At 63.6% G+C, this 18,840-nt stretch carries 15 protein-coding genes; 5 read left to right on the top strand and 10 right to left on the bottom strand.

Going from position 1 to position 18,840, the window contains the following annotated elements:
• The first annotated feature begins 167 nt into the window (after window positions 1-167).
• Window positions 168-761, top strand: a complete 594-nt coding sequence (locus XcyCFBP4188_RS17975; protein ID WP_006450135.1) for a porin family protein — start codon at window positions 168-170, stop codon at window positions 759-761.
• Between the two features lie 211 nt (window positions 762-972).
• Here the strand turns inward: XcyCFBP4188_RS17975 and XcyCFBP4188_RS17970 are convergent, their stop codons facing one another.
• Together XcyCFBP4188_RS17970 and XcyCFBP4188_RS17965 are read right to left on the bottom strand one after the other, a co-directional pair.
• A complete protein-coding gene (locus XcyCFBP4188_RS17970) occupies window positions 973-1,530 on the bottom strand; it encodes a DUF3228 family protein (RefSeq protein ID WP_104592560.1) in 558 nt (185 codons plus the stop codon).
• A gap of 58 nt (window positions 1,531-1,588) precedes the next feature.
• Complete coding sequence (locus tag XcyCFBP4188_RS17965; RefSeq protein WP_104592559.1) at window positions 1,589-2,134, bottom strand: DUF2058 domain-containing protein; 546 nt, start codon at window positions 2,132-2,134, stop codon at window positions 1,589-1,591.
• A gap of 630 nt (window positions 2,135-2,764) precedes the next feature.
• Between XcyCFBP4188_RS17965 and XcyCFBP4188_RS23480 the strand changes: the two genes are divergently transcribed.
• Window positions 2,765-4,435: a histidine phosphatase family protein gene (locus tag XcyCFBP4188_RS23480; RefSeq protein ID WP_233397340.1), complete on the top strand. Its 1,671-nt coding sequence runs from the start codon at window positions 2,765-2,767 to the stop codon at window positions 4,433-4,435.
• 148 nt (window positions 4,436-4,583) lie between these two features.
• Here XcyCFBP4188_RS23480 and XcyCFBP4188_RS17950 read toward each other — a convergent pair whose 3' ends face one another.
• Entirely contained in the window at window positions 4,584-5,519 is a 936-nt protein-coding gene (locus XcyCFBP4188_RS17950) for a Gfo/Idh/MocA family protein (protein WP_104592558.1), read from the bottom strand.
• 410 nt (window positions 5,520-5,929) lie between these two features.
• Here XcyCFBP4188_RS17950 and XcyCFBP4188_RS17940 point away from each other — a divergent pair, with 410 nt between their 5' ends.
• A complete protein-coding gene (locus tag XcyCFBP4188_RS17940; RefSeq protein WP_043908393.1) occupies window positions 5,930-6,328 on the top strand; it encodes a VOC family protein in 399 nt (132 codons plus the stop codon).
• 172 nt (window positions 6,329-6,500) lie between these two features.
• Here the strand turns inward: XcyCFBP4188_RS17940 and XcyCFBP4188_RS17935 are convergent, their stop codons facing one another.
• Window positions 6,501-7,478: an NAD(P)H-quinone oxidoreductase gene (locus XcyCFBP4188_RS17935; protein WP_104592556.1), complete on the bottom strand. Its 978-nt coding sequence runs from the start codon at window positions 7,476-7,478 to the stop codon at window positions 6,501-6,503.
• A gap of 141 nt (window positions 7,479-7,619) precedes the next feature.
• A complete protein-coding gene (locus XcyCFBP4188_RS17930) occupies window positions 7,620-7,856 on the bottom strand; it encodes a hypothetical protein (RefSeq protein WP_043908390.1) in 237 nt (78 codons plus the stop codon).
• Between the two features lie 90 nt (window positions 7,857-7,946).
• Here XcyCFBP4188_RS17930 and metF point away from each other — a divergent pair, with 90 nt between their 5' ends.
• Together metF and XcyCFBP4188_RS17920 are read left to right on the top strand one after the other, a co-directional pair.
• A complete protein-coding gene (gene metF, locus XcyCFBP4188_RS17925) occupies window positions 7,947-8,774 on the top strand; it encodes a methylenetetrahydrofolate reductase [NAD(P)H] (RefSeq protein ID WP_006450126.1) in 828 nt (275 codons plus the stop codon).
• Between the two features lie 141 nt (window positions 8,775-8,915).
• Window positions 8,916-9,575, top strand: coding sequence for a hypothetical protein (locus XcyCFBP4188_RS17920; RefSeq protein ID WP_104592562.1), 660 nt, complete (start codon window positions 8,916-8,918; stop codon window positions 9,573-9,575).
• A gap of 135 nt (window positions 9,576-9,710) precedes the next feature.
• Here XcyCFBP4188_RS17920 and XcyCFBP4188_RS17915 read toward each other — a convergent pair whose 3' ends face one another.
• The 5 genes from XcyCFBP4188_RS17915 to secA all read right to left on the bottom strand — a co-directional run bounded on the left by XcyCFBP4188_RS17915 (window position 9,711) and on the right by secA (window position 18,787).
• Window positions 9,711-13,370, bottom strand: a complete 3,660-nt coding sequence (locus XcyCFBP4188_RS17915; protein WP_233397339.1) for an autotransporter domain-containing protein — start codon at window positions 13,368-13,370, stop codon at window positions 9,711-9,713.
• Window positions 13,371-13,693: 323 nt separating this feature from the next.
• A complete protein-coding gene (locus XcyCFBP4188_RS17910; protein WP_006448962.1) occupies window positions 13,694-14,212 on the bottom strand; it encodes a P-loop nucleotide/nucleoside kinase family protein in 519 nt (172 codons plus the stop codon).
• Window positions 14,209-15,156 (bottom strand): Nudix family hydrolase, encoded by a 948-nt coding sequence (locus tag XcyCFBP4188_RS17905; protein WP_104592554.1) that lies wholly within the window; start codon window positions 15,154-15,156, stop codon window positions 14,209-14,211. Before XcyCFBP4188_RS17905 ends, XcyCFBP4188_RS17910 begins: the two co-directional genes overlap by 4 nt.
• Window positions 15,157-15,292: 136 nt before the next feature.
• Window positions 15,293-15,658 (bottom strand): VOC family protein, encoded by a 366-nt coding sequence (locus XcyCFBP4188_RS17900; RefSeq protein ID WP_006448960.1) that lies wholly within the window; start codon window positions 15,656-15,658, stop codon window positions 15,293-15,295.
• 390 nt (window positions 15,659-16,048) lie between these two features.
• Window positions 16,049-18,787, bottom strand: coding sequence for a preprotein translocase subunit SecA (gene secA, locus XcyCFBP4188_RS17895; RefSeq protein WP_006448959.1), 2,739 nt, complete (start codon window positions 18,785-18,787; stop codon window positions 16,049-16,051).
• Window positions 18,788-18,840: the final 53 nt, after the last annotated feature.

Here is an 18,840-nt window from a genome sequence, read left to right as displayed (position 1 = left end):
GTTGGCCGGTTTGCACTTTGTCGTCTTCACGATCCTGATGCTTGGAAATGCAGCCGCTCTATTTCAAAGTTCATAACACGCTCTAACGTCGCGCTGCAACGCTTGCGCTGACTCATGGCCTGCGTTGGTGATTCCCTGCCGCACTCGTATTCTCAAGAGAACCTGTCATGAAAAAAAGCATGCTCACGTTGGCGCTCTCTGCGCTGGTCCTGACAGCAGCACCCGATGTCTTTGCACAGGGTGCAGCCGGCGACGGATCAGGGTGGTTCGTCAACGGCGGCGTCGGCCGCACCTCGCTCAAGAGCGGGCCATACGATGGTAGCGATACCGGCTACAACGTCTCCGCCGGGTATCGCTGGAACGTGCTATTTCCATGGCTGTCGATTGGTCCGGAAGCTGGCTACAACGATCTTGGCAACATCCAGGCAAAGAATCTCTTCAACGGTGACGCTGTCGTCGAAGACGAGAGCCAGCTGCGTGGATGGACGGTAGGCGTGAATCAGCGCTTCGCACTCGGCGACAAGTGGTATGCCAGCATGCGTGGTGGGCTGTATGGCTGGAAGGGTCAAGGCCTGCGCAATGACACCGTGTCGGACCGCGCCGACCTGGACAAGCTGTCGTGGTATGCAGGCGCTGGCGTGGGCTACAACCTGGGCGAACACTTCAGCATCGGCGCCAACTACGACCATTACAACGCCAAGAAATTCGAAGTGGACTTGAGCACCGACATGGCGTCGGTGAATGCCGAATATCGGTTCTGACAGTTACCAGAATGTCGAGCTGCGGCGAGTCCGAAAACAGCACACGCAGCTCGGCTCTGCAGTCGTAAGTGCAACCCCATCTCACGCTCAGCGAAAGGAGACGCGCGCGGCGGCGAAGCAGCACCGCGCCGCCGACAGGCCTGAGTTCAAGAGCAGTGCTCTTCTGTCTGCCGCGCGAAAATCGCACGATACGACACGAGCGATCTGCCTGCTAAGGCCGCCAATTCGCATTGCGTTCCCAGAACGCAACGCTGCGCCGATACGCGTCACGATCAAGCGGTGTGCCGGAGCCGCCTTCTTCCACCCCCAGTGCGTTGCGCAACATCGTGATCGGCGCCATCGGGATTTCCTCCGGCTCGGTGGTATAGAGGCAACCGACTACGCCCCAGTCAGCGTCGATGGGCGAGCCTTCTTTCGCCAGCTGATCGCGGCTATACAAAATCGGCAAGAGATACGTGGCCACCGGCGGTTCGACACCTTCGAACCAACGCACCAGCACCGGCAATTCCTGCGTACTGCGCGCCTCGTAGCCGGAACGCAGCAAGTGACGATTGTCGCCGGTGATCGGCGCAGTGAGGCAGCGGGTCGAGGTCCAGTTGCGGTGCACGTGCAACCGACAGAACGGCGCATAGCCTTCGATCACGCGTACCGGCGCGTCGTCATTGAGCCGCTGGATGAACTGCGCGGGCGTGCAGCCCTGGATGGCGTTGCCGCGACCACCGCGCGGGAACAAACGGGTACGGGCGAACGGCGTTAGAACGATCGACATGGCAGTGTTGGAGGCGACAAAGACCGCCAGGGTAGCGTGCAGCCTTGCACGCGGCCACTCACCAGATCAGATCGTCCGGCACCTTGAACTGGCTGTAATAGTCATCGTCGCTGTCTGTCGCTGCGGGGGCGCTGCTGCGGCCATGGTCCAGCACCACGGTGTCCGCATCGCGGCTGTAAACCTTGTCGGCGGCTGCGCGTGGAATCAGCTCGAAGCCGTCGCCGTGGCGTGCGATCACAAGTGCGCCACTGGCCAACTGGCTGCGCAGCGTGGGGTTGACCAGCACGCTGCGGATGACGCTGCCGTCGTTGAAACGGTAGTCGATCTCGCCCTCGCGCTTGACCTTGCTGGTCTCCACGATCTGCCGGACCTGGGCCAGCACCTCCTGCCGCCGAAGTTGCACCTTGCGCTCTTCGGCCAGCGCGCGATCGCGTTCGGCGCGCTCGGCCTGCAGACGCGCGGTGTCCACCTTGTCCACGTCTGTCGGCGCCACCGCTGCGCCCTTGGCGTGGCGCTGCTTGAGCTGCTCGCGTGCGACCTTGTCCACCTGGGCCTTCTTGACCAGGCCAGCCTTGAGCAGTTGTTCTTGCAGTGGATTGCGCATGGGAATGGGTCGGCAGGTGGGTATGGGCATAGTTTAGCGGCCAGCGCGTGGTCCTGGTGCTCGGCGCGCTTACCGGGGGCATCTGCTTCATCGGCCGGCCACGCCTGGACAGCACGCGTCATCCCCATCCCCTGCCCGCGCGCGGGGCACGTCTTTGGCGTCGTTGAGTTGCGAGGCAATCCAGGCAAATACGCCACACGCCACTGTTCTCATCGCACGACAAGGTGACTTGTAGCGCACCTGTGAACCTGCCAATACACCGCCTTGTTGAGATCGACACGGTGCCTCTGCCGCGTCATGGCCGCGAATGACTTTTTATCTCCCGAATAATTTGCGCAGTTTTCCTATGTTTCCAGTAACGCTCGCACACGTGATGCGGCAACGCAGAGGGAGCGAAATATCGCAGCACCATCAACGCGCGCTCGCGTTCAACTCGCATTGATTGAAAAAAGAAATCTCGCGACTGCAACGAAGCCGCTTGTTCGCCGGACCTACGGGGGCAACTCGACGCATGCAGTGTGATCAGCACATCGCATGCGCCGCAGCTATCCCCCGATGAGGCGACGCCGCCCTGCTTCAGGCAGCGACGCCTCAGTCTCGATGAACTATGCAGCAGACCGGAGCAATGCGATGCCTCTCTATTTCGTGCGCCATGGTGAGTCGCTCGCCAACGAACAGAACTATTTTGCCGGTGCGCAGAACTCACCGCTCACGCCGCTCGGCCGCCGCCAGGCACAGCAGGCAGCACGCCACGTGCGCCAACGCGCATTACGTTTCGACGAAGTGCATGTGTCCACATTGGAGCGTGCCCAGGCCACAGCGGCCATCATTCTGGAGGGTGCGCAAGGCAACCCGCAGGTGCGCTCGAGCGCCGCCTTGGTGGAGCGCGATTTCGGCATTTTTGCCGGCAAGAACAAGACCTTGATCAAGAAGTCGATCGGCCATCGTCTCTACGACGCTTGCTTTCACGACGCTGATGGAGCGCCACCCGATGGCGAACACTGGATGGACATGTATGCGCGTTGCAAGCACTACTACGACACCGTGCTGGCCCCGCTGGATCGACAAGGCAAGCAGGTCCTGGTGGTGGCGCACAAGTACATCGTCGAAGTGTTCGCGCTGATTGCCTCTGGCCTGCCCCCTGCCGAGTACATCGACTTCCGCCTGCCCAATTCGCGCCCGCTGTCGTGGGACGAACTCAAGCAGATGACCGCGCGCAGCTCATCGCGCATGAATTATCTGGGCGAGCAGACCGAGATCCGCCTATTGCAATGGATGTTGCTCGCGGCAATCAGCGGTTTCGCACTGTCGTGCCTGGGCGTCAGTCTTCCGCATGTCGTCACCACCACCGCCGTCGTCGCGCTGCTGGCAGCGAATGCCTTCTTCCTGTCGGTGCGTATCGAACCGGGCGCTCTGCGCCTGACCCAAGGTCCGGAAAACATCGCACTCAGCATCATCAGCGTGGCACGCGCGCTGTGTGCCATGTTCCTGCTCACACACTTCCAGAACGAATGGATCCATGTGATCGGCTTGCTGCTGATCGTGCCGCCCGCCTTGTCGGTACCGACCTTCTCGCTGGCGCGCGGTGGCGATTACTTTTTTGCGGCACGCTACACGTTGGTGCTGTCGATCCTGCTGCCGGTGCTGTTATTGGTGTTGTATGTGGACCACCGTGAAGTACTGGGCAACGCGCATGCGCTGGAGCGCTTCTTCGTGGTGCTGTTGCTTGCCTTGGCGTTGCCCTCCTTGCTCGCACAGGGCTGGCGGCGTGTGCGCCCGATCGCGGCCGGCAAGCTCTCAACCAACTGGGGCTGGGTTGGCTCATTGACGATGGTACCGATGGCCTTGCTGGTCTCGCTGCGCGCCGACGGAGCGGCGCTGGCCGATGCATTGCTGCATGGCGGCTGGCAGGCATGGGCTGCATTGCTGCTGCCGTTTACGCTATTGATGGCATGCCGCGTGGGCAGCGCGTTGTATCTGCACACGCACCAGGCGATGACCGGCAAGCGCATCAGTGCCGCCATCGCCTCGGACATCCATCTGCTGCAGACCTCGCCCAATATCTTTTTGTGGCTGAGCCTGTTGCTGCCCGGCACGTTTGCGCACGCGCCCACGCTGGTAGCCGGTACCTTGCTGGGCTTCTTTGCGTTTGCGCTGCTGGACGAGGCATGGGTGGTTAGGCGTTTCCGCGCGCAGATCGCACCTGCGATGCGCAAGCTTGCGAGTCGTTCCACTTCAGCCAATGGCGTGACCACTACCGCCACTGTCGGGCAGGACAAGGCGGTGCTGGACAGTCGCTGAGACATGCCGGCAGCAGAAGTGTCGACCCGAGGCATTTGCTGCCGTTTCGCTGGAGCACGCTCGTGGAAACGCGCGGTCTTTGACGCAAAAAAACACCGGCCAATGGCCAGTGTTTGCAATGTTGCAGCACCCTGGAGAGCGCGACCGACTACCAGGCAAACGGCGCGGTAACCTTGCGTGCAGCCAGCAGAAACGCGTCGGCCACGTGCACGAATGGCGCGACATCCACTTCCGACTCGCCGCTGCGCACCAGCTGCACAAAGCGCCGATACAAGCCGTCGTACTCGCCGGCCGCATCCACTGCCTGCGGCTGCCCATCGATGCTCAGCTTGGCACCGCCCTCGCTGAGCATGAGCAGGCCTGCGGTGGTTTCCACCTCGATATCCCAGCGCTGATGACCGGTTTGCAGGAAGTCGAATTCGGCCGTCACCGGCACACCCGCAGTATCGACAAAGGCGAGCTTGGCGTATAGCGGTGCCTGGCGGTTTTCCGGCGTATGCAACTCGGCCTCGCGCAGCGCGAAGGGGCGTGGCAACAGATGCGTGACGATGGACAACGCATTGATGCCGGGATCGAAAACGCCCATGCCGCCCGGCTCCAGAATCCAGTCCTGCCCCGGATGCCAATGGCGAATGTCTTCTTTCCAGGTGATGTGCGCGCGCAGGATCTGTTTGTCGGCCAGCCACGCCCGCGCAGGTTCAACAGCGGCGGCAGACCGCGAATGCCAGCTGGTGAACAGGCTGCGTTGCGCACGCTGCGCCACTGCACGTAGATCATCGATTTCTGCGAGCGTAGCGGCGGGGGGCTTTTCCAGGAACACATGGCGGCCAGCGCTCAGTGCGGCCTGGGCAAGCGCATGACGCCCGACCGGTGGCGTGCACAACGCCACTGCCTCGATCTGCGGATGCGCAGCAAACGCCTCTTCCAACGTGTGATAGGCCGGCACGCCATCGACCGTGCCGTGCCGGCTGACGGTGGCGACCAGCTGCACATCCTCGCGCGCGGCGATGGTGGGCACATGCTGGTCGCGGGCGATCTTGCCGATACCGACAAGGGCAATGCGCAATGCGTCTGGATGCTTCATCGAAACCTTCGTGCTGATGTGGAAGTGACAGCGCCGCTTCGATCGCATGAGGAAAGCGATTGCGCGGGGCCAACGCGGCAATGGCGCAATGCAGCTCCGCAGCCCTGCACGCGAGCACGCAGTGTACGGTCAGGGTGCGGCTCGCCGCGAGACATCGCTCCTGCTTGTTTTGCTATACCTGCGACGCGTGGTGGCCGCGCAAGAGCGGCCATTGCTGCGCGGCTGCATCATTGCGAAGGTGCAGCATGGCCGGCTGGTCGCGGCCTCCAGCTGACGATGGCCCATCTCCGGATCAGGCAACGCATGCGATCTTGCGAACCCTCCCGACACGCCAATTGACGCCAGTACCGGCACAGACCACGATCGCCGCCGGCACGCGGATGTGCCTCCACCCTTGAGGGATGACACCGATGTTGCATCACGTTTCGCTTGGCGTTCGCACGATCGAGGCATCGGCCGCCTTTTACGACGCCGTACTCGGCGCGCTCGGCTATGTGCGGGTGTGGTCCGATCTGGAGCCGGGTACGCTCGATCAGGCGGTCGGCTACGGCCGGCCCGGCGGTGAAGACAGCCTGGCGTTGAAGCAGCGCGACGCCAGGCTCTGTGCAACCGGGGCCGGCTTCCATCTGGCATTTGCCGCCTCCGCTGCCGGCGCGGTAGACGCCTTCCATCTGGCAGCGCTACAGCACGGCGGCAGCTGCAACGGCGCACCCGGCTTGCGGCCGGATTACGGCGACGATTACTACGCCGCGTTCGTCATCGACCCGGACGGTCACCACCTTGAAGCGGTCGTCGACACGACGATGTGATCTGCAGTGCAACGACGCCGGCTGCAACTGCATCCCATGCCCGAATCGTTTCGCGATTCGTCAAAAAGTACGAGCGGACGGATGCCCTGCCGAAGATACCCAAGGCCGATCTGCCCGCGACAGGAGTCGCCTGCCTGACACACGCGCATGCCAGGCAGCTGACCGCAGGCAGTCACATCTCCAGCACCACCTTGCCCAGGTGGCTGCCCTGCTCCAGATAGCGATGCGCCGCAGCGGCCTCGCTCAGCGGGAAGCGCTTGTCGAGCAGCACGCGCAGCTTGCCCTGCGCGATCCACGGCCACACCACGCGCTCCACTTCCGCCGCCAGACGCGCCTTTTCGTCGGCACTGCGCGGGCGCAGCGTCGAACCGGTGAGGATCGCCTGCTTGCGCATCAGCAGCGGAATCGGCACCTCGATGGTCGAACCGGCCTGCGAGGCGATGTAGACGATGCGCCCGCGCGGATTGAGCGCCTCCAGGGTATCGGCGAACACCGCCGCGCCCACCATGTCGAGCGACACATCCACACCGCCGTGCGCCTTGGCCACGGCGACAAACGATTCGGTGGTGGAGTCGATCGCCACATCGGCGCCCAGTTCGCGCGCCTGTGCCGCCTTGCCCGCCGAACGTGCGGTAGCCAATACACGCGCGCCGGCGGCCTTGGCCATCTGGATCGCGGTGACGCCGATCCCGGAGGTGGCGCCATGCAGCAACAGCCACTCGCCGGCCGCGAGCCGGCCGTGCTCGAACAGGTTGGCGTAGGCGGTAAAGATGGTTTCCGGTAATGCGGCGGCGTGCACCAGATCCATGCCGGCCGGAATCGGCAGTACATGGCGCGCGTCGACCGCTGCGTACTGCGCGTAGCCGCCGCCGCCCAGCAATGCACACACGCGATCGCCCACTTTCCAGCGACCGGCCGGCTCCACGATTTCGCCTGCGATTTCCAGCCCAAGCGTCTCCGGCGCGCCGGGCGGCGGCGGATAGTGGCCGGCACGTTGCAGCAGATCGGGACGATTGATGCCGGCGGCGTGCACGCGGATCAACACATGCCCCGGCGCGGGACGCGGCCGCGGTTGCACGCTGACGTACAGCGCATCCGCATCGCCCTTGCCATCGCGGATGGCGATGGCGGTCATCGTGGTGTCGCTCATGCAAGGCGCTCCATAGAAATGGCGCCCAGTGTAGGCATGCAGGCGTCAACGTTTGGCGCAGGTGGGCAGCGATGCTGCGCAGCGCTAGACCACATGAATCGCCACGCGCGCCTGCACCGACGCAGACGCGCGTGGCACGCATCACTCCTCGCTGGGAGCGACGCCCTGGTCGATGTACTGGCGAATCGCCTCGAACACCTTCGAGGTGCCGTCGTCCTGCCCGGACGGCAGGCGTGCAGCGAAGTCGCTCAGCAACTTGTCGCCATCCACACCGGGCTGCTCGGCCAGGGCGAGCGCCAGGTCGCCGACGCTGCGCGCCAGCGCGACCCAGATGCGGCCCAACGATTCGGAGATGACATCCATTTCCTCTTCTTGCATGTTGCGCTCCGATCGGGGCGCCCGCAACCAAATATTCATTCATCGCGATGAAGCGATATTATGCCCGCACGCTCTGCCGGACCCGCCGCGATGACGCATCTCAGTTTCGAATTTTACCCGCCCAAGACCGACGACCAGCGCGCGCAGCTGGACCGCACCGCGGCCAGGTTGAAGGGCTACGCGCCGGAATACGTGTCGTGCACCTTCGGTGCCGGCGGCTCCACGCTCAGCTACACCTCCGAGACGGTGCGTCACCTCAAGCAGAAGCATGGCTTCGAAGCCGCCCCGCATCTGTCCTGCGTCGGCGGCAGCCGCCAGGAAATCCGCGAACTGCTCAAACTCTATCGCGCGATCGGCTGCACCCGCATCGTCGCGCTGCGCGGCGATCTGCCTTCGGGCATGGGCCATCCGGGCGACCTGCGCTATGCCTCGGACCTGATTGCCTTCATCCGCGCCGAACACGGCGATGCGTTCCGTATCGAAGTCGGTGCGTACCCGGAAACCCATCCGCAGGCGACCGATGCGCTGAGCGATCTGCGTTACTTCAAGGCCAAGGTGGATGCCGGCGCCGATGCGGCGATCACCCAGTACTTCTACAACGCCGACGCGTACTTTCATTTCCGCGACACGGTGCAGCGCATGGGCGTGGAGATCCCGATCATCCCCGGCATCATGCCGATCTCCAATTTCTCGCAGCTGCGGCGTTTTTCCGAGCAATGCGGTGCGGAGATTCCGCGCTGGATCGGCAAGAAGATGCAGTCCTACGGCGACGATGCCGATGCGGTGCGCGCCTTCGGTGCGGAAGTGGTGGCCACGGTATGCGAACGCCTGATCGCCGGCGGCGCGCCGGCCCTGCACTTCTACACGCTCAACCTGGCCAAGCCGACCACGCAGGTGTTGCAGCTGATCGGGCGCTGAGTGCGGGGTTTGCGCGCGCGTGCGCTGCTGGCGCGCGTTTGGCCGGCCTTGCATCACAACCACAGCACGTCCCACACCGACGCGCAGGCCCTGATGCGCACGCGTGCTGCCGAGGTTGAACGCGTGACCGGCCGGTATCGCATGCACGTCTGCGCGCGCACGTATCTCGCCAGCTCACACGCCCCCCGCTACGCTGCGCTGATGCATCGCCTCCTGCTGCCTTTGTTGCTGTTGTTCTGCCTTGGCTCCGCCATGCGCGTGCAGGCGCAGGAGATCCGCCGCTGCGTCACGCCGGATGCGCAGACCATGTTCACCGACCGCCGCTGCGAAGACGTCGGCGCCGCTGCGCGTCCGCCACCGGCCACCCGCACGCAGGGCAACACCGGCCTGTATCGCTACGGCTGCCCGCGTCGACTGAGCGAACTGGTGTCATTGCTGCAACTGGCGGTGGACAGCCGCGACGTCAACCGGCTCTCCAGCCTCTACCTCTGGAGCGGGCAATCCGACGCCGCTGCCAACCAGGTCTTGAGCCGCCTGGAAGCGATCGTGCAACGCCCGTTGCTGGATATCGTCCCGATGTATCCGCAAAGCGAGACACCAGCCTGGGAAGCCGAGGCCGGCAGCACAGCCACAGCCGCTCCATCGTTGGACGGCAGCGCCATCGACGCCCCGCTTCCCGCAACTCCAAGCCGCCCACGACCGTGGGGCCTGCGCTTGGAACAGAACCTCCCCAGCGGCACGCCCGCACGCAGCGTGCTGCGCCTGCGCCGGCAGTACAACTGCTTCTGGGTGACGTTTTAGAGCCGCCGGAAAAAATTATTGCGGAGTCGCCAGCCGGGTGCAGCAGATAGGATCGTGCGAGAAAAAATGCATCCTGTAACGACAAAGGGCCCTCGCGGGGCCCCTCGGCGTTGTTTCAACGCAAACCGGTGACGCTTAAAAAGCGAACGTCCAGTTCAACTGTGCGCCCACCTCGCGCTGACCACCTCCGGCACGACCCTGGCCGAACAGCGACAAGCGACTGTTGCTGGAGGTATTGATCGACACGCCCAGCTCGGCAATGCCGACGTTACGCGCCAGCGGCACGCCATCGACGGTGAAGGTGTTGCTGCCGGCCACGAAACGGTGACGGGAATCGGCATGCAGTTCGCCACCTGCATTTTGCCAGGCCAGCCCAGCCTCCAGTCGCGCACCATCCTGCTGTCTGCCGCTGATATCCCACGCAGCCCGCACGCCAGCGGTGGTGGTCCACACCTCGTCCTTGCTGGCGTCGATCGCCAGTGCCGCGTTACCGCCGTTCTCCACACCGGCATCGGTGGACAGACGCGTGTATGCCAGGGCCACGTACGGGGTCAGGGTGAGCGCATCCAGCTCGAAGTCCCAGCCACCTTCAGCGAAGGCAGACACTGCATCCGCGTCGTAACGGCTATTCAGGCCCTGGGCGATGCTGCTACCCATGCCCACCGTACGCTCGGTGTCCACCTGGTAATCGGCATAGCTGGCACCGCCGGTGATCCATGCCGCATCGCCACGAAAACTGGCATACACGCCGGCGTGCACGGCATCCACATCGGAGGACGCGTTGCGCGCATGGATCTGCTGACGCAGCGATTCCGAGCCTGCGGCCAGGCCGACCGTCCAGCGTTCCCCGAACGACCAGTCCACACCGGCCATCAGGCCTTCGCGATGCTGGTTGGCACGAGCAGCCGAGCCATCACCGTCCTGGCGATTGGAAGCGCCGCCGCCGGAGACCCAGGCCGAAGCACCGCCATCCTCGGCGATGGTCCGGTTCTGGCGCAGGCGCTGGTTGATGCCCTCGCGCAGGAAGCGGTCTTCCAACAGCAGAGCACGGTTGCTGGCGTGGATTTCGCCGGAGAGATCGTCGAAGGCCGCACGGGCAGTGTCGGCGTCCATCATCAACAGGCCGTTGTAGAGCGCCAGTGCTGCGCCGGACTGCTGCAGGGTGTTCAGCGCGGCGGCGGTGGCGCGCTGGTTGCTGCTGACCGCAACTGCACCAAATACCAGCGGCGGGGCGACCGGCGTAATTGGGGCGACCGGAGTAACTGGGGCAACCGGATCCACTGGCGTGACTGGAGTGACCGGATCCACCGGCGTGACCGGTGGGGGGGTATCTCTCACTGCGATACTCAACTGCACCTGGTTGTCGGTGTAAGTCACGCTCGGATCGAGGAAGGCCGACCGCGAAGTCACCTGGTCGAAGCGACCCACCACGCCACCGGCAGCCTCGACGATCGTGTAGGTCTGGCCATTCTGATAACTGACGGCGGGGTCAAGAGCGGTCACGCGCAGGGCGGCATCGGCGATGTTGGTCAGGCCCGAGGTACGGCCGAAGTAGGCCCTGCCTGCAACGACCAGCCGATCGCTCTGACCATTGCCGAGCACGTCGACGTCGTAGAACGAAGTGCCGGTAATCGCGGCGCCGAGCCCGTTATTTGCAGCGAAGTACAGGTCGCCATCGAAGGCCATCGTGCCGACGCCGTTCCGCCCTGGCGACAAAGTCCCGCCATTGCCCAAAGCGGTACTACCGAGCCTGGCGTTGCCGGCCAGGATCCCCTCGCCGGTAATTACTGCAGTCGAGCTACGGATGGTCTCGACGGTGTTACCCAGGGTGACCTGCTGCTGAAAACCGGACGTGCCATTGAGCACCAGGGTGCCACCTGAGACCAGGATCTCCTGAGGAAATGCCTCGCCGGGATCCGTATAGCCCTGGCCAGTGTAGAGATCCGAATTGATCTCCAAGGTGCCGCCGGTGACGTTGATTTCACCGCCGAATGCAGTCAGGTTGCCATCCAGGCGAGTGTTGCCGAATAGCTGTAGCAATTGGCCGCTGACCCACGAATTGCCGCTCGGCACGCTGCTGATGGTATTTGACAAGGTGGCATCGCCGGTGTGGTTGAACACCAAGCCGCCGGAGTTGGCCTGCATCAGGATCGGTGAAGCGGACAATTCGCCTGCCGCTTCGGCAGCGCGCCAGGTCGGCGCAGTCGTGACAAGCGACCACTGATCCATGCCACCACCTAAGACCAGATAACCGGCAGTACCCAGCGTAATCCCGCTACCGCCATCGATGCGGCCACCGCTGCTGGCGCTTAGCACGCCGTAGGGTTCGAACACAGTGCCTCCAACGGTGACGCCGTTGGCGGCAACGATCGCTGATCCTGCACCACTGACGCGAACCTGATCGTGCTCAAGCCGGGGCGCAAACGTCGAGGAGTTCAGGCCGCCGGAGATGTTCAAGGTATCGGTACTGACGACAGCGCCGCCGAGCACCTCGAAGTTGGTGAAGGCCCGCATCGCACCGCTATTGGTCCAGTTCGAACCAGCACCGGTAAGCGTCGCGTTGGTCCGCGTATTGGCGTAGGAATCCTTGATGGTGGCCGTGGTCGAACGGATCGCCGCACCGCCTTCGACCAGCAGCTCATTGCTGACATCCACGCGCGGGGCTTCGATCGCCGAACCGGCTCCGCTGACCACGATACGGCCGGTCTGGCCGAAGTTGTCGCTGATGCCGTTGGGGCGCTCGGCGAGCACGTCGGTGGTTGCGAGGAGCACAGCGCCGCCGGACAGGGTCAGACTTCCGTCGCCGTTGGAGCCGACCGAGACCGTGTCTGCGTTGATCCTGCCTGTGCCGGTCACGGTTACCACGCCGCTGGAATCGCTATGTACACCAAGGATCAGCTCTGCCGTATTGAGCTCACCGCCATCGGCCACGTTCACGGTGCCGTTGCTGGTGCCGTTGTTGCTGAGGCTGATGAGGGTGCCGCCCAGATGCACACCTCGGTCGGCGTTGACCGTGCCGCCGTTGCCGATGTTGAGGGTGCCGTCGCGGACCATGCCGACCAACAAGAAATTGTCGGTGATAGCCAGAGTACCGCCATTGCTGATATTGACCGTACCGGCGCCATTGGTGCCGTCACCGAGGCTCATGCCGTAGTCATTGACAACCGAATAGGGGCGTGTCGTCGTGACGGTGCCGCCATTGGTGATCTCCATGGTGCCGGTGCCTCCGCGGCCGACACGGATATTGCGTGCTGTGAGTGCCGACCCGGCGCCAGTGACCAGCACATTGCCGGTACTGCCCTGCTGGTTGCCCAAGGTCATCAAGCCCGCCGTGGTGGCCTGGCTGCCGCCCTGCAGTGTCATGTTGCCGATGCCGGCATCGCCCACGAGCAGGTCCCAGAACCCGCTATTGATGGCCAGGCGCGCGCCCGGGCCAGTCAGGCGCAGGGTGCCGTTACCGGCTGCGGTGCTGCCCAGCGAGACGTCCTCGTCGGAGGTGACCACGGCGGTGCCGCTGACATCGACCACCACGGTGCCGTTCGGGCCAACGCGGAAGCCATCGGCGTACACCCGCGAGCTGGTGATGGTGTCATCGCTGTTGAAATCGAAGACGGCGGCAAACGCAGAAGGCGCTGCGAGCAGGCCGAGCGCAACCAGCATCGCCGTGGTCAGCGGCGAACGATGGCTGACGCTGCCGGTGGCGCGGGCGGAAGAACCGTGGGATGTGGCCAGTTCGGATGCAACCTGCATCGAGCCGGTGGCGCGATTAAGCACCAGGCGATAAATCCTGTTCATGAAGCTCCATTGGATGTTGATCAAGGGCACGATGACGCCGCGTTGCGCGGAACGCCGGGGCGCGTTGAAAAATCCCCGCGTGTCGCAGGCGACGCGGGTTCACCAAGGTAGATGGCTATCGCGTCAGGACCTAGAGCAAGCCACTTAGTGCCGCGTAGGGATGCGCCTGACAGTGACGTAGGTTTTCTCTTATGCACAGACGCGCGATGTACCCAGATTGAATGCGCGATTGAATTTCTCTCCTGCGAGACCGACACCGGTGCATTGCATGTTGCGCGCGGTGAATACGCCAGCAGTAAAACTGCTTACTAGGCGTCTTCAAACTAAACAGCAAGCCGACGCATGATCTCTGCGACCGACTGCTCCACACTCAGCACAGCGCTGTCGATCACCCAATGCGGCTCGGTCCAGGCCACATAGTCATGCGCGAGTACGGAAGACCAGTCCGGCGCGCGCAGTCCGGGGATTTCGCTATGCCGCGATTCCACGCGCTGCCGATGAACGTCGCGATCGCTGCACACCACTTCGATCTCCAGCAGGTGGCTTTGTGTGCGACGCGCCACGCCACGCCATGCCTCGCGGGTGACCGGCAAGGGATTGACGCTATCGGCAACCACCACCTGGCGTTGGCGCAGATTCGCCTCTGCAATGGCGTAGGCAATCAGATAGCCGGCTGGCCCGACGTCGTGGGCGAGTGCACCGCTGTCGCGCAGCGCTTGCTCGATGGTGTCGATGCGTAGATACATCGCATTGCAGTGCGTGAGCAGCAGCTGCGCAATGGAACTCTTGCCGACGCCCGGCAATCCGCCGAACACCACCAGGGTCGCCGACGGAGCAATCACTGCGGCCAGAGCGAGCGAATTGCCGCAATGCCTTGCGCGCCATGCGAGCGTGCTTCACGCAGGTCGTCGATCTGCATGCCGCCGAGTGCGTAGATCGGTAGCGAGACCTGCTCGCGCAAGGTTTCGAAACCGTCCCATCCCAACGGTGCCGCACCCGGATGCGAGGTCGTCGTCTGCACCGGACCCAGTACCGCAAAATCGCAGCCCAGGCGCTGTGCGTGATGCAGATCTTCCAATCCGTGGCACGAGGCGGCAACCAGCTGTTCGGCAGGCAGCGGGCGCTGTTGCAGTGCGGCCAATTGCTCAGATCCCAGATGCACACCGATGCCGAGTTCGCCGGCCAGCGCGATGTCGCGATTGAGCAGCAGCTGCGCGCGCGCACGACCACGCACGCGCATCACCTGTTGCAGCAATGCCTGCCAGCGCGCGGGCTCGGCCTGCCGCGCGCGCAACTGGATACGCGTAACGCCCTCTTGCAGCGCACGCTCCAGACCTTCCAGCCACAGCATCTCGTCATCCGGTTCGGGCGTGATCAGATAGCGGTCGGGCTGGCGCAGCGCACCGACCACCGGCACGTCGGCCGGCGGCATCGAATAGCGGGTCAGCTTGTCTGCGGCCACCCAGGTCATCGCCTGGCCTTCGCGCCCGCGCGGGCTGCCTTTCCATGCGGTGATGTGGCGAACTTCCAGACGCAGCCGCTTGTCCGGGTACAAATGCGGCACATCCATCAGCCACTCGCCCACCTGCGCCTCGATACCGAGCTCTTCATTGAGTTCGCGCACCAGTGCCTGTTCGGAGGTTTCGCCAGGTTCGCGCTTGCCGCCCGGAAACTCCCACAGGCCGGGCATGTCGCGGGTTTCGGTACGGCGGGTCAGCAGGATGCGGCCGCGGGCGTCGGTGATCACGCCGGCAACGACGTGGATGGATCTTAGAGAATCTGGCATGGGCACAAGAGTGCCGCGAGTGAGCGGTTCAGTGCAATCGCTTGAGGGCGGGGATTGGGGATTGGGGATTCGGGATTGGTCAAAGCGCAGCATATGTGCTTCTGCCAATCCCTAATCCCGATCTCAAATCCCGGCCCTACAGCGGATGCCCGATGCGCCAGAGCACTCCGCTGGGATCGTGCAAGGTGAAATCGCGTGCGCCCCATGGTCGATCTTCCGGCGCACTGCAGGTCACCCCGAACTGCTCGGCCAGCCCGGTGTCGTGCACGTGCTGCCACCAGCCATCCGCGTCGTCCACCCACAAGTGCAGCATCAGATTCTCGGCCAGCTCGCGCAGATAGAAATCCTGCAACAAAAACGCGCAATGCGTGCCATGCCGGAAGCAGGTCACGTTGCCTACTTCGTCTTCCTGCACGAAGCCCAGCGCGCGATAGAACCGCTGCGACAACGCGTAGTCGCGCGCAGGCACGAACACCTTCAGTTGCTGGCTGGACAGCGACATGACCGCACTCCACGCAGGACGTGGAATGAGCATACGCCGCGCTGACGCTCACCGGGGTAGAGCCCGCCAAGCGTGCCCTCCTCGCCCTTAAGCCATGCTTTCCAGACAAACGCCTACCGACTCTGCAAACAAGGCTCTTGGTAGGAAGTTCGCCAAACGCAAACGGAATCGGGAGACAGGCCTTGCACGCAGCCTCCGACATTCAATCCCGCTGTTCAAACAATTCCCGCTTCTCAACAAGCCCCACGAATCCCCTCCGTCAGTAGAGCCCCCTTGGTAAGGGAGCGCGCCAAAGGCGCGGGAATCGGAGGAATACCGTGCACCTAGCATCCGCACAGCGGATGCTAGGTGTGCAGCCCGCTCCACGGGCTGCACCACGGTCAACTCAGCTCAGCTGAGTTGACCGTGGCAGTGCTTGTACTTCTTGCCGCTGCCGCACGGGCACGGGTCGTTGCGGCCCACCTTGGGCTCGTCGCGGGTCACCTGCGACACCGGCACCGGCGCGTTGCCGGCCTGCATCTGTTCCACTTCCTCGTCGGCACCGTAACCGCCCACGTCCTGATGCTGGAACTGCGAAGCCATCAAGCGCGCTTGCGCCTGCAGACGCTCCTGCTCTTCCAGCTCGGCCACTTCTTCTTCGCTGCGGATGCGCACGCGTGCCAGCAGGTTGATCACTTCGCGCTTGACGTTCTCCAGCATCTCGGAGAACAGCTCGAAGGCTTCCTTCTTGTATTCCTGCTTGGGCTGCTTCTGCGCGTAACCGCGCAGATAGATGCCCTGGCGCAGGTAATCCATCTTGGCCAGATGCTCCTTCCAGCCCTGGTCGAGCACGGTCAGCATCACGTGCTTCTCCAATGCGCGCATGGTGTCGTTGCCCACCGCCGCTTCCTTCTCGGCAAAGTGCGCATCCACCGCTGCCTGCACCTTGGCCGCGATCTGCTCGGCGTCCAGCTCTTCCTGGGTACGCGCCATCTCGCTCAGCGCCAGCGGCATGCCCAGTTCCGATTCCAGCGTGGCTTCCAGACCCTTCAGGTCCCACTGCTCGTCGACCGAATTGGGCGGCACGAAGCGCGCGACCAGGTCGTAGATCACATCGCCACGGATGCCGTCGACGTTGTCCTTGACCGATTCGGCGTCCAGCAATTCGTCGCGCTGGGCGTAGATCACCTTGCGCTGATCGTTGTTGACGTCGTCGAAATCCAGCAGGTTCTTGCGGATGTCGAAGTTGTGCGCTTCCACCTTGCGCTGCGCCTTTTCGATCTGCCGGCTGACCAGGCGATCTTCGATGACGTCGTCTTCCTTCATGCCCATCATGCGCATCGCCTTCTGGACCCAGTCCGAGGCGAAGATGCGCATCAGATTGTCTTCCAGCGACAGATAGAAGCGCGAGGAACCCGGGTCGCCCTGACGACCGGCACGGCCGCGCAGCTGGTTGTCGATACGGCGCGACTCGTGCCGCTCGGTACCGATGATGTGCAGGCCGCCGGCCGCCTTGACCGCATCGTGCCGACGCTGCCATTCGGTCTTGGCCTGCAGGCGCTGTTCGTCGTTGATGTCCTCGCCCATGCCGTGCAGCTCGGTTTCCAGCGAACCGCCCAGCACGATGTCGGTACCGCGACCGGCCATGTTGGTGGCGATGGTCACCGCACCCGGCTGGCCGGCGTTGGCCACGATGGTGGCTTCGCGCTCGTGCTGCTTGGCGTTGAGCACTTCGTGCTTCACACCTGCATTGCGCAGATGCTCGGACAGCATCTCCGAGGTTTCGATCGAGGTGGTGCCCACCAGCACCGGCTGACCGCGCTTGGCGCAATCTTCGATATCGGCCAGCACCGCATTGAACTTGCCCTTGCGGTTGAGGAACACCTGGTCCGGGTGGTCCTTGCGCACGGTCGGGCGGTTGGTCGGGATCACCACCACTTCCAGGCCGTAGATGCTCTGGAATTCGTAGGCTTCGGTGTCGGCCGTACCGGTCATGCCGGACAGCTTCTTGTACATGCGGAACAGGTTCTGGAAAGTGATGCTGGCCAGCGTCTGGTTTTCGCGCTGCACCGGCACGCCTTCCTTCGCCTCGACCGCCTGATGCAGGCCATCGGACCAGCGACGCCCGGACAGCGTACGGCCGGTGAATTCGTCGACGATCACCACTTCGCCATCGCGCACGATGTAATCCACATCGCGCTGATAGATCGCATGCGCACGCAGTGCGGCGTTGAGGTGATGCACCACGCTCAGGTTCTGCGCGGCATACAGGCCGTCTTCGGCATTCTCGAGAATACCGGCCTGCATCAACAGTTCTTCGGCGTGACCCATGCCCGCCTCCGACAGATGCACCTGCTTGCCCTTCTCGTCGATCCAGTAATCGCCCTCGCCTTCTTCGCTTTCCTGCTTGGTCAGCTGCGGCACGATGCGGTTGACGCGGATGTACAGCTCCGGCGATTCGTCGGCCGGGCCGGAGATGATCAGCGGCGTGCGCGCCTCGTCGATCAGGATCGAGTCGACTTCGTCGACGATCGCGTAATGCAGATTGCGCTGGTAACGATCGGCACGCGACAGCGCCATGTTGTCGCGCAGGTAATCGAAACCGAATTCGTTGTTGGTGCCGTAGGTGATGTCGCTGCCGTAGGCCTCGCGCTTGTCGCTATGCGGCATGCCCGGATACACCACGCCCACGCTCAGGCCCAGCCAGTTGTACAACTTGCCCATCTGCGCGGCATCGCGGCGCGCCAGGTAGTCGTTGACCGTGACCACATGCACGCCCTCGCCCTGCAGCGCATTGAGGTACACCGGCAGCGTGGCGACCAGGGTCTTGCCTTCGCCGGTGCGCATCTCGGCGATCTTGCCCAGGTGCAACACCATGCCGCCGATCAGCTGCACATCGTAATGGCGCATGCCGAGCACGCGGCGGCTGGCCTCGCGGCAGACCGCAAAGGCTTCGGGGAGGATCTTGTCCAGGGACTCGCCGGCGGCAAGTCGCTGCTTGAACTCCGGGGTCTTGGCTTGCAGCTCGGCGTCGGAGAGCTTCTCGATCGTCGGCTCCAGCGCATTGATCTGGGTGACGAGGCGGGTGAGCTGGCGCAGCTGGCGTTCGTTACGACTGCCAAAGACACGGGTAAGCAGACTGTTGATCATTGAAGAAACCGGTTGAAAAGGAACGGTTTGACCGACGCCGGTCCCCAAGACCC

The sequence above is a fragment of the Xanthomonas hortorum pv. cynarae genome (genome assembly GCF_002939985.1).
Taxonomy (GTDB): Bacteria; Pseudomonadota; Gammaproteobacteria; order Xanthomonadales; family Xanthomonadaceae; genus Xanthomonas; species Xanthomonas hortorum_D.
This window is presented reverse-complemented; position numbering and strand designations above follow the sequence as displayed.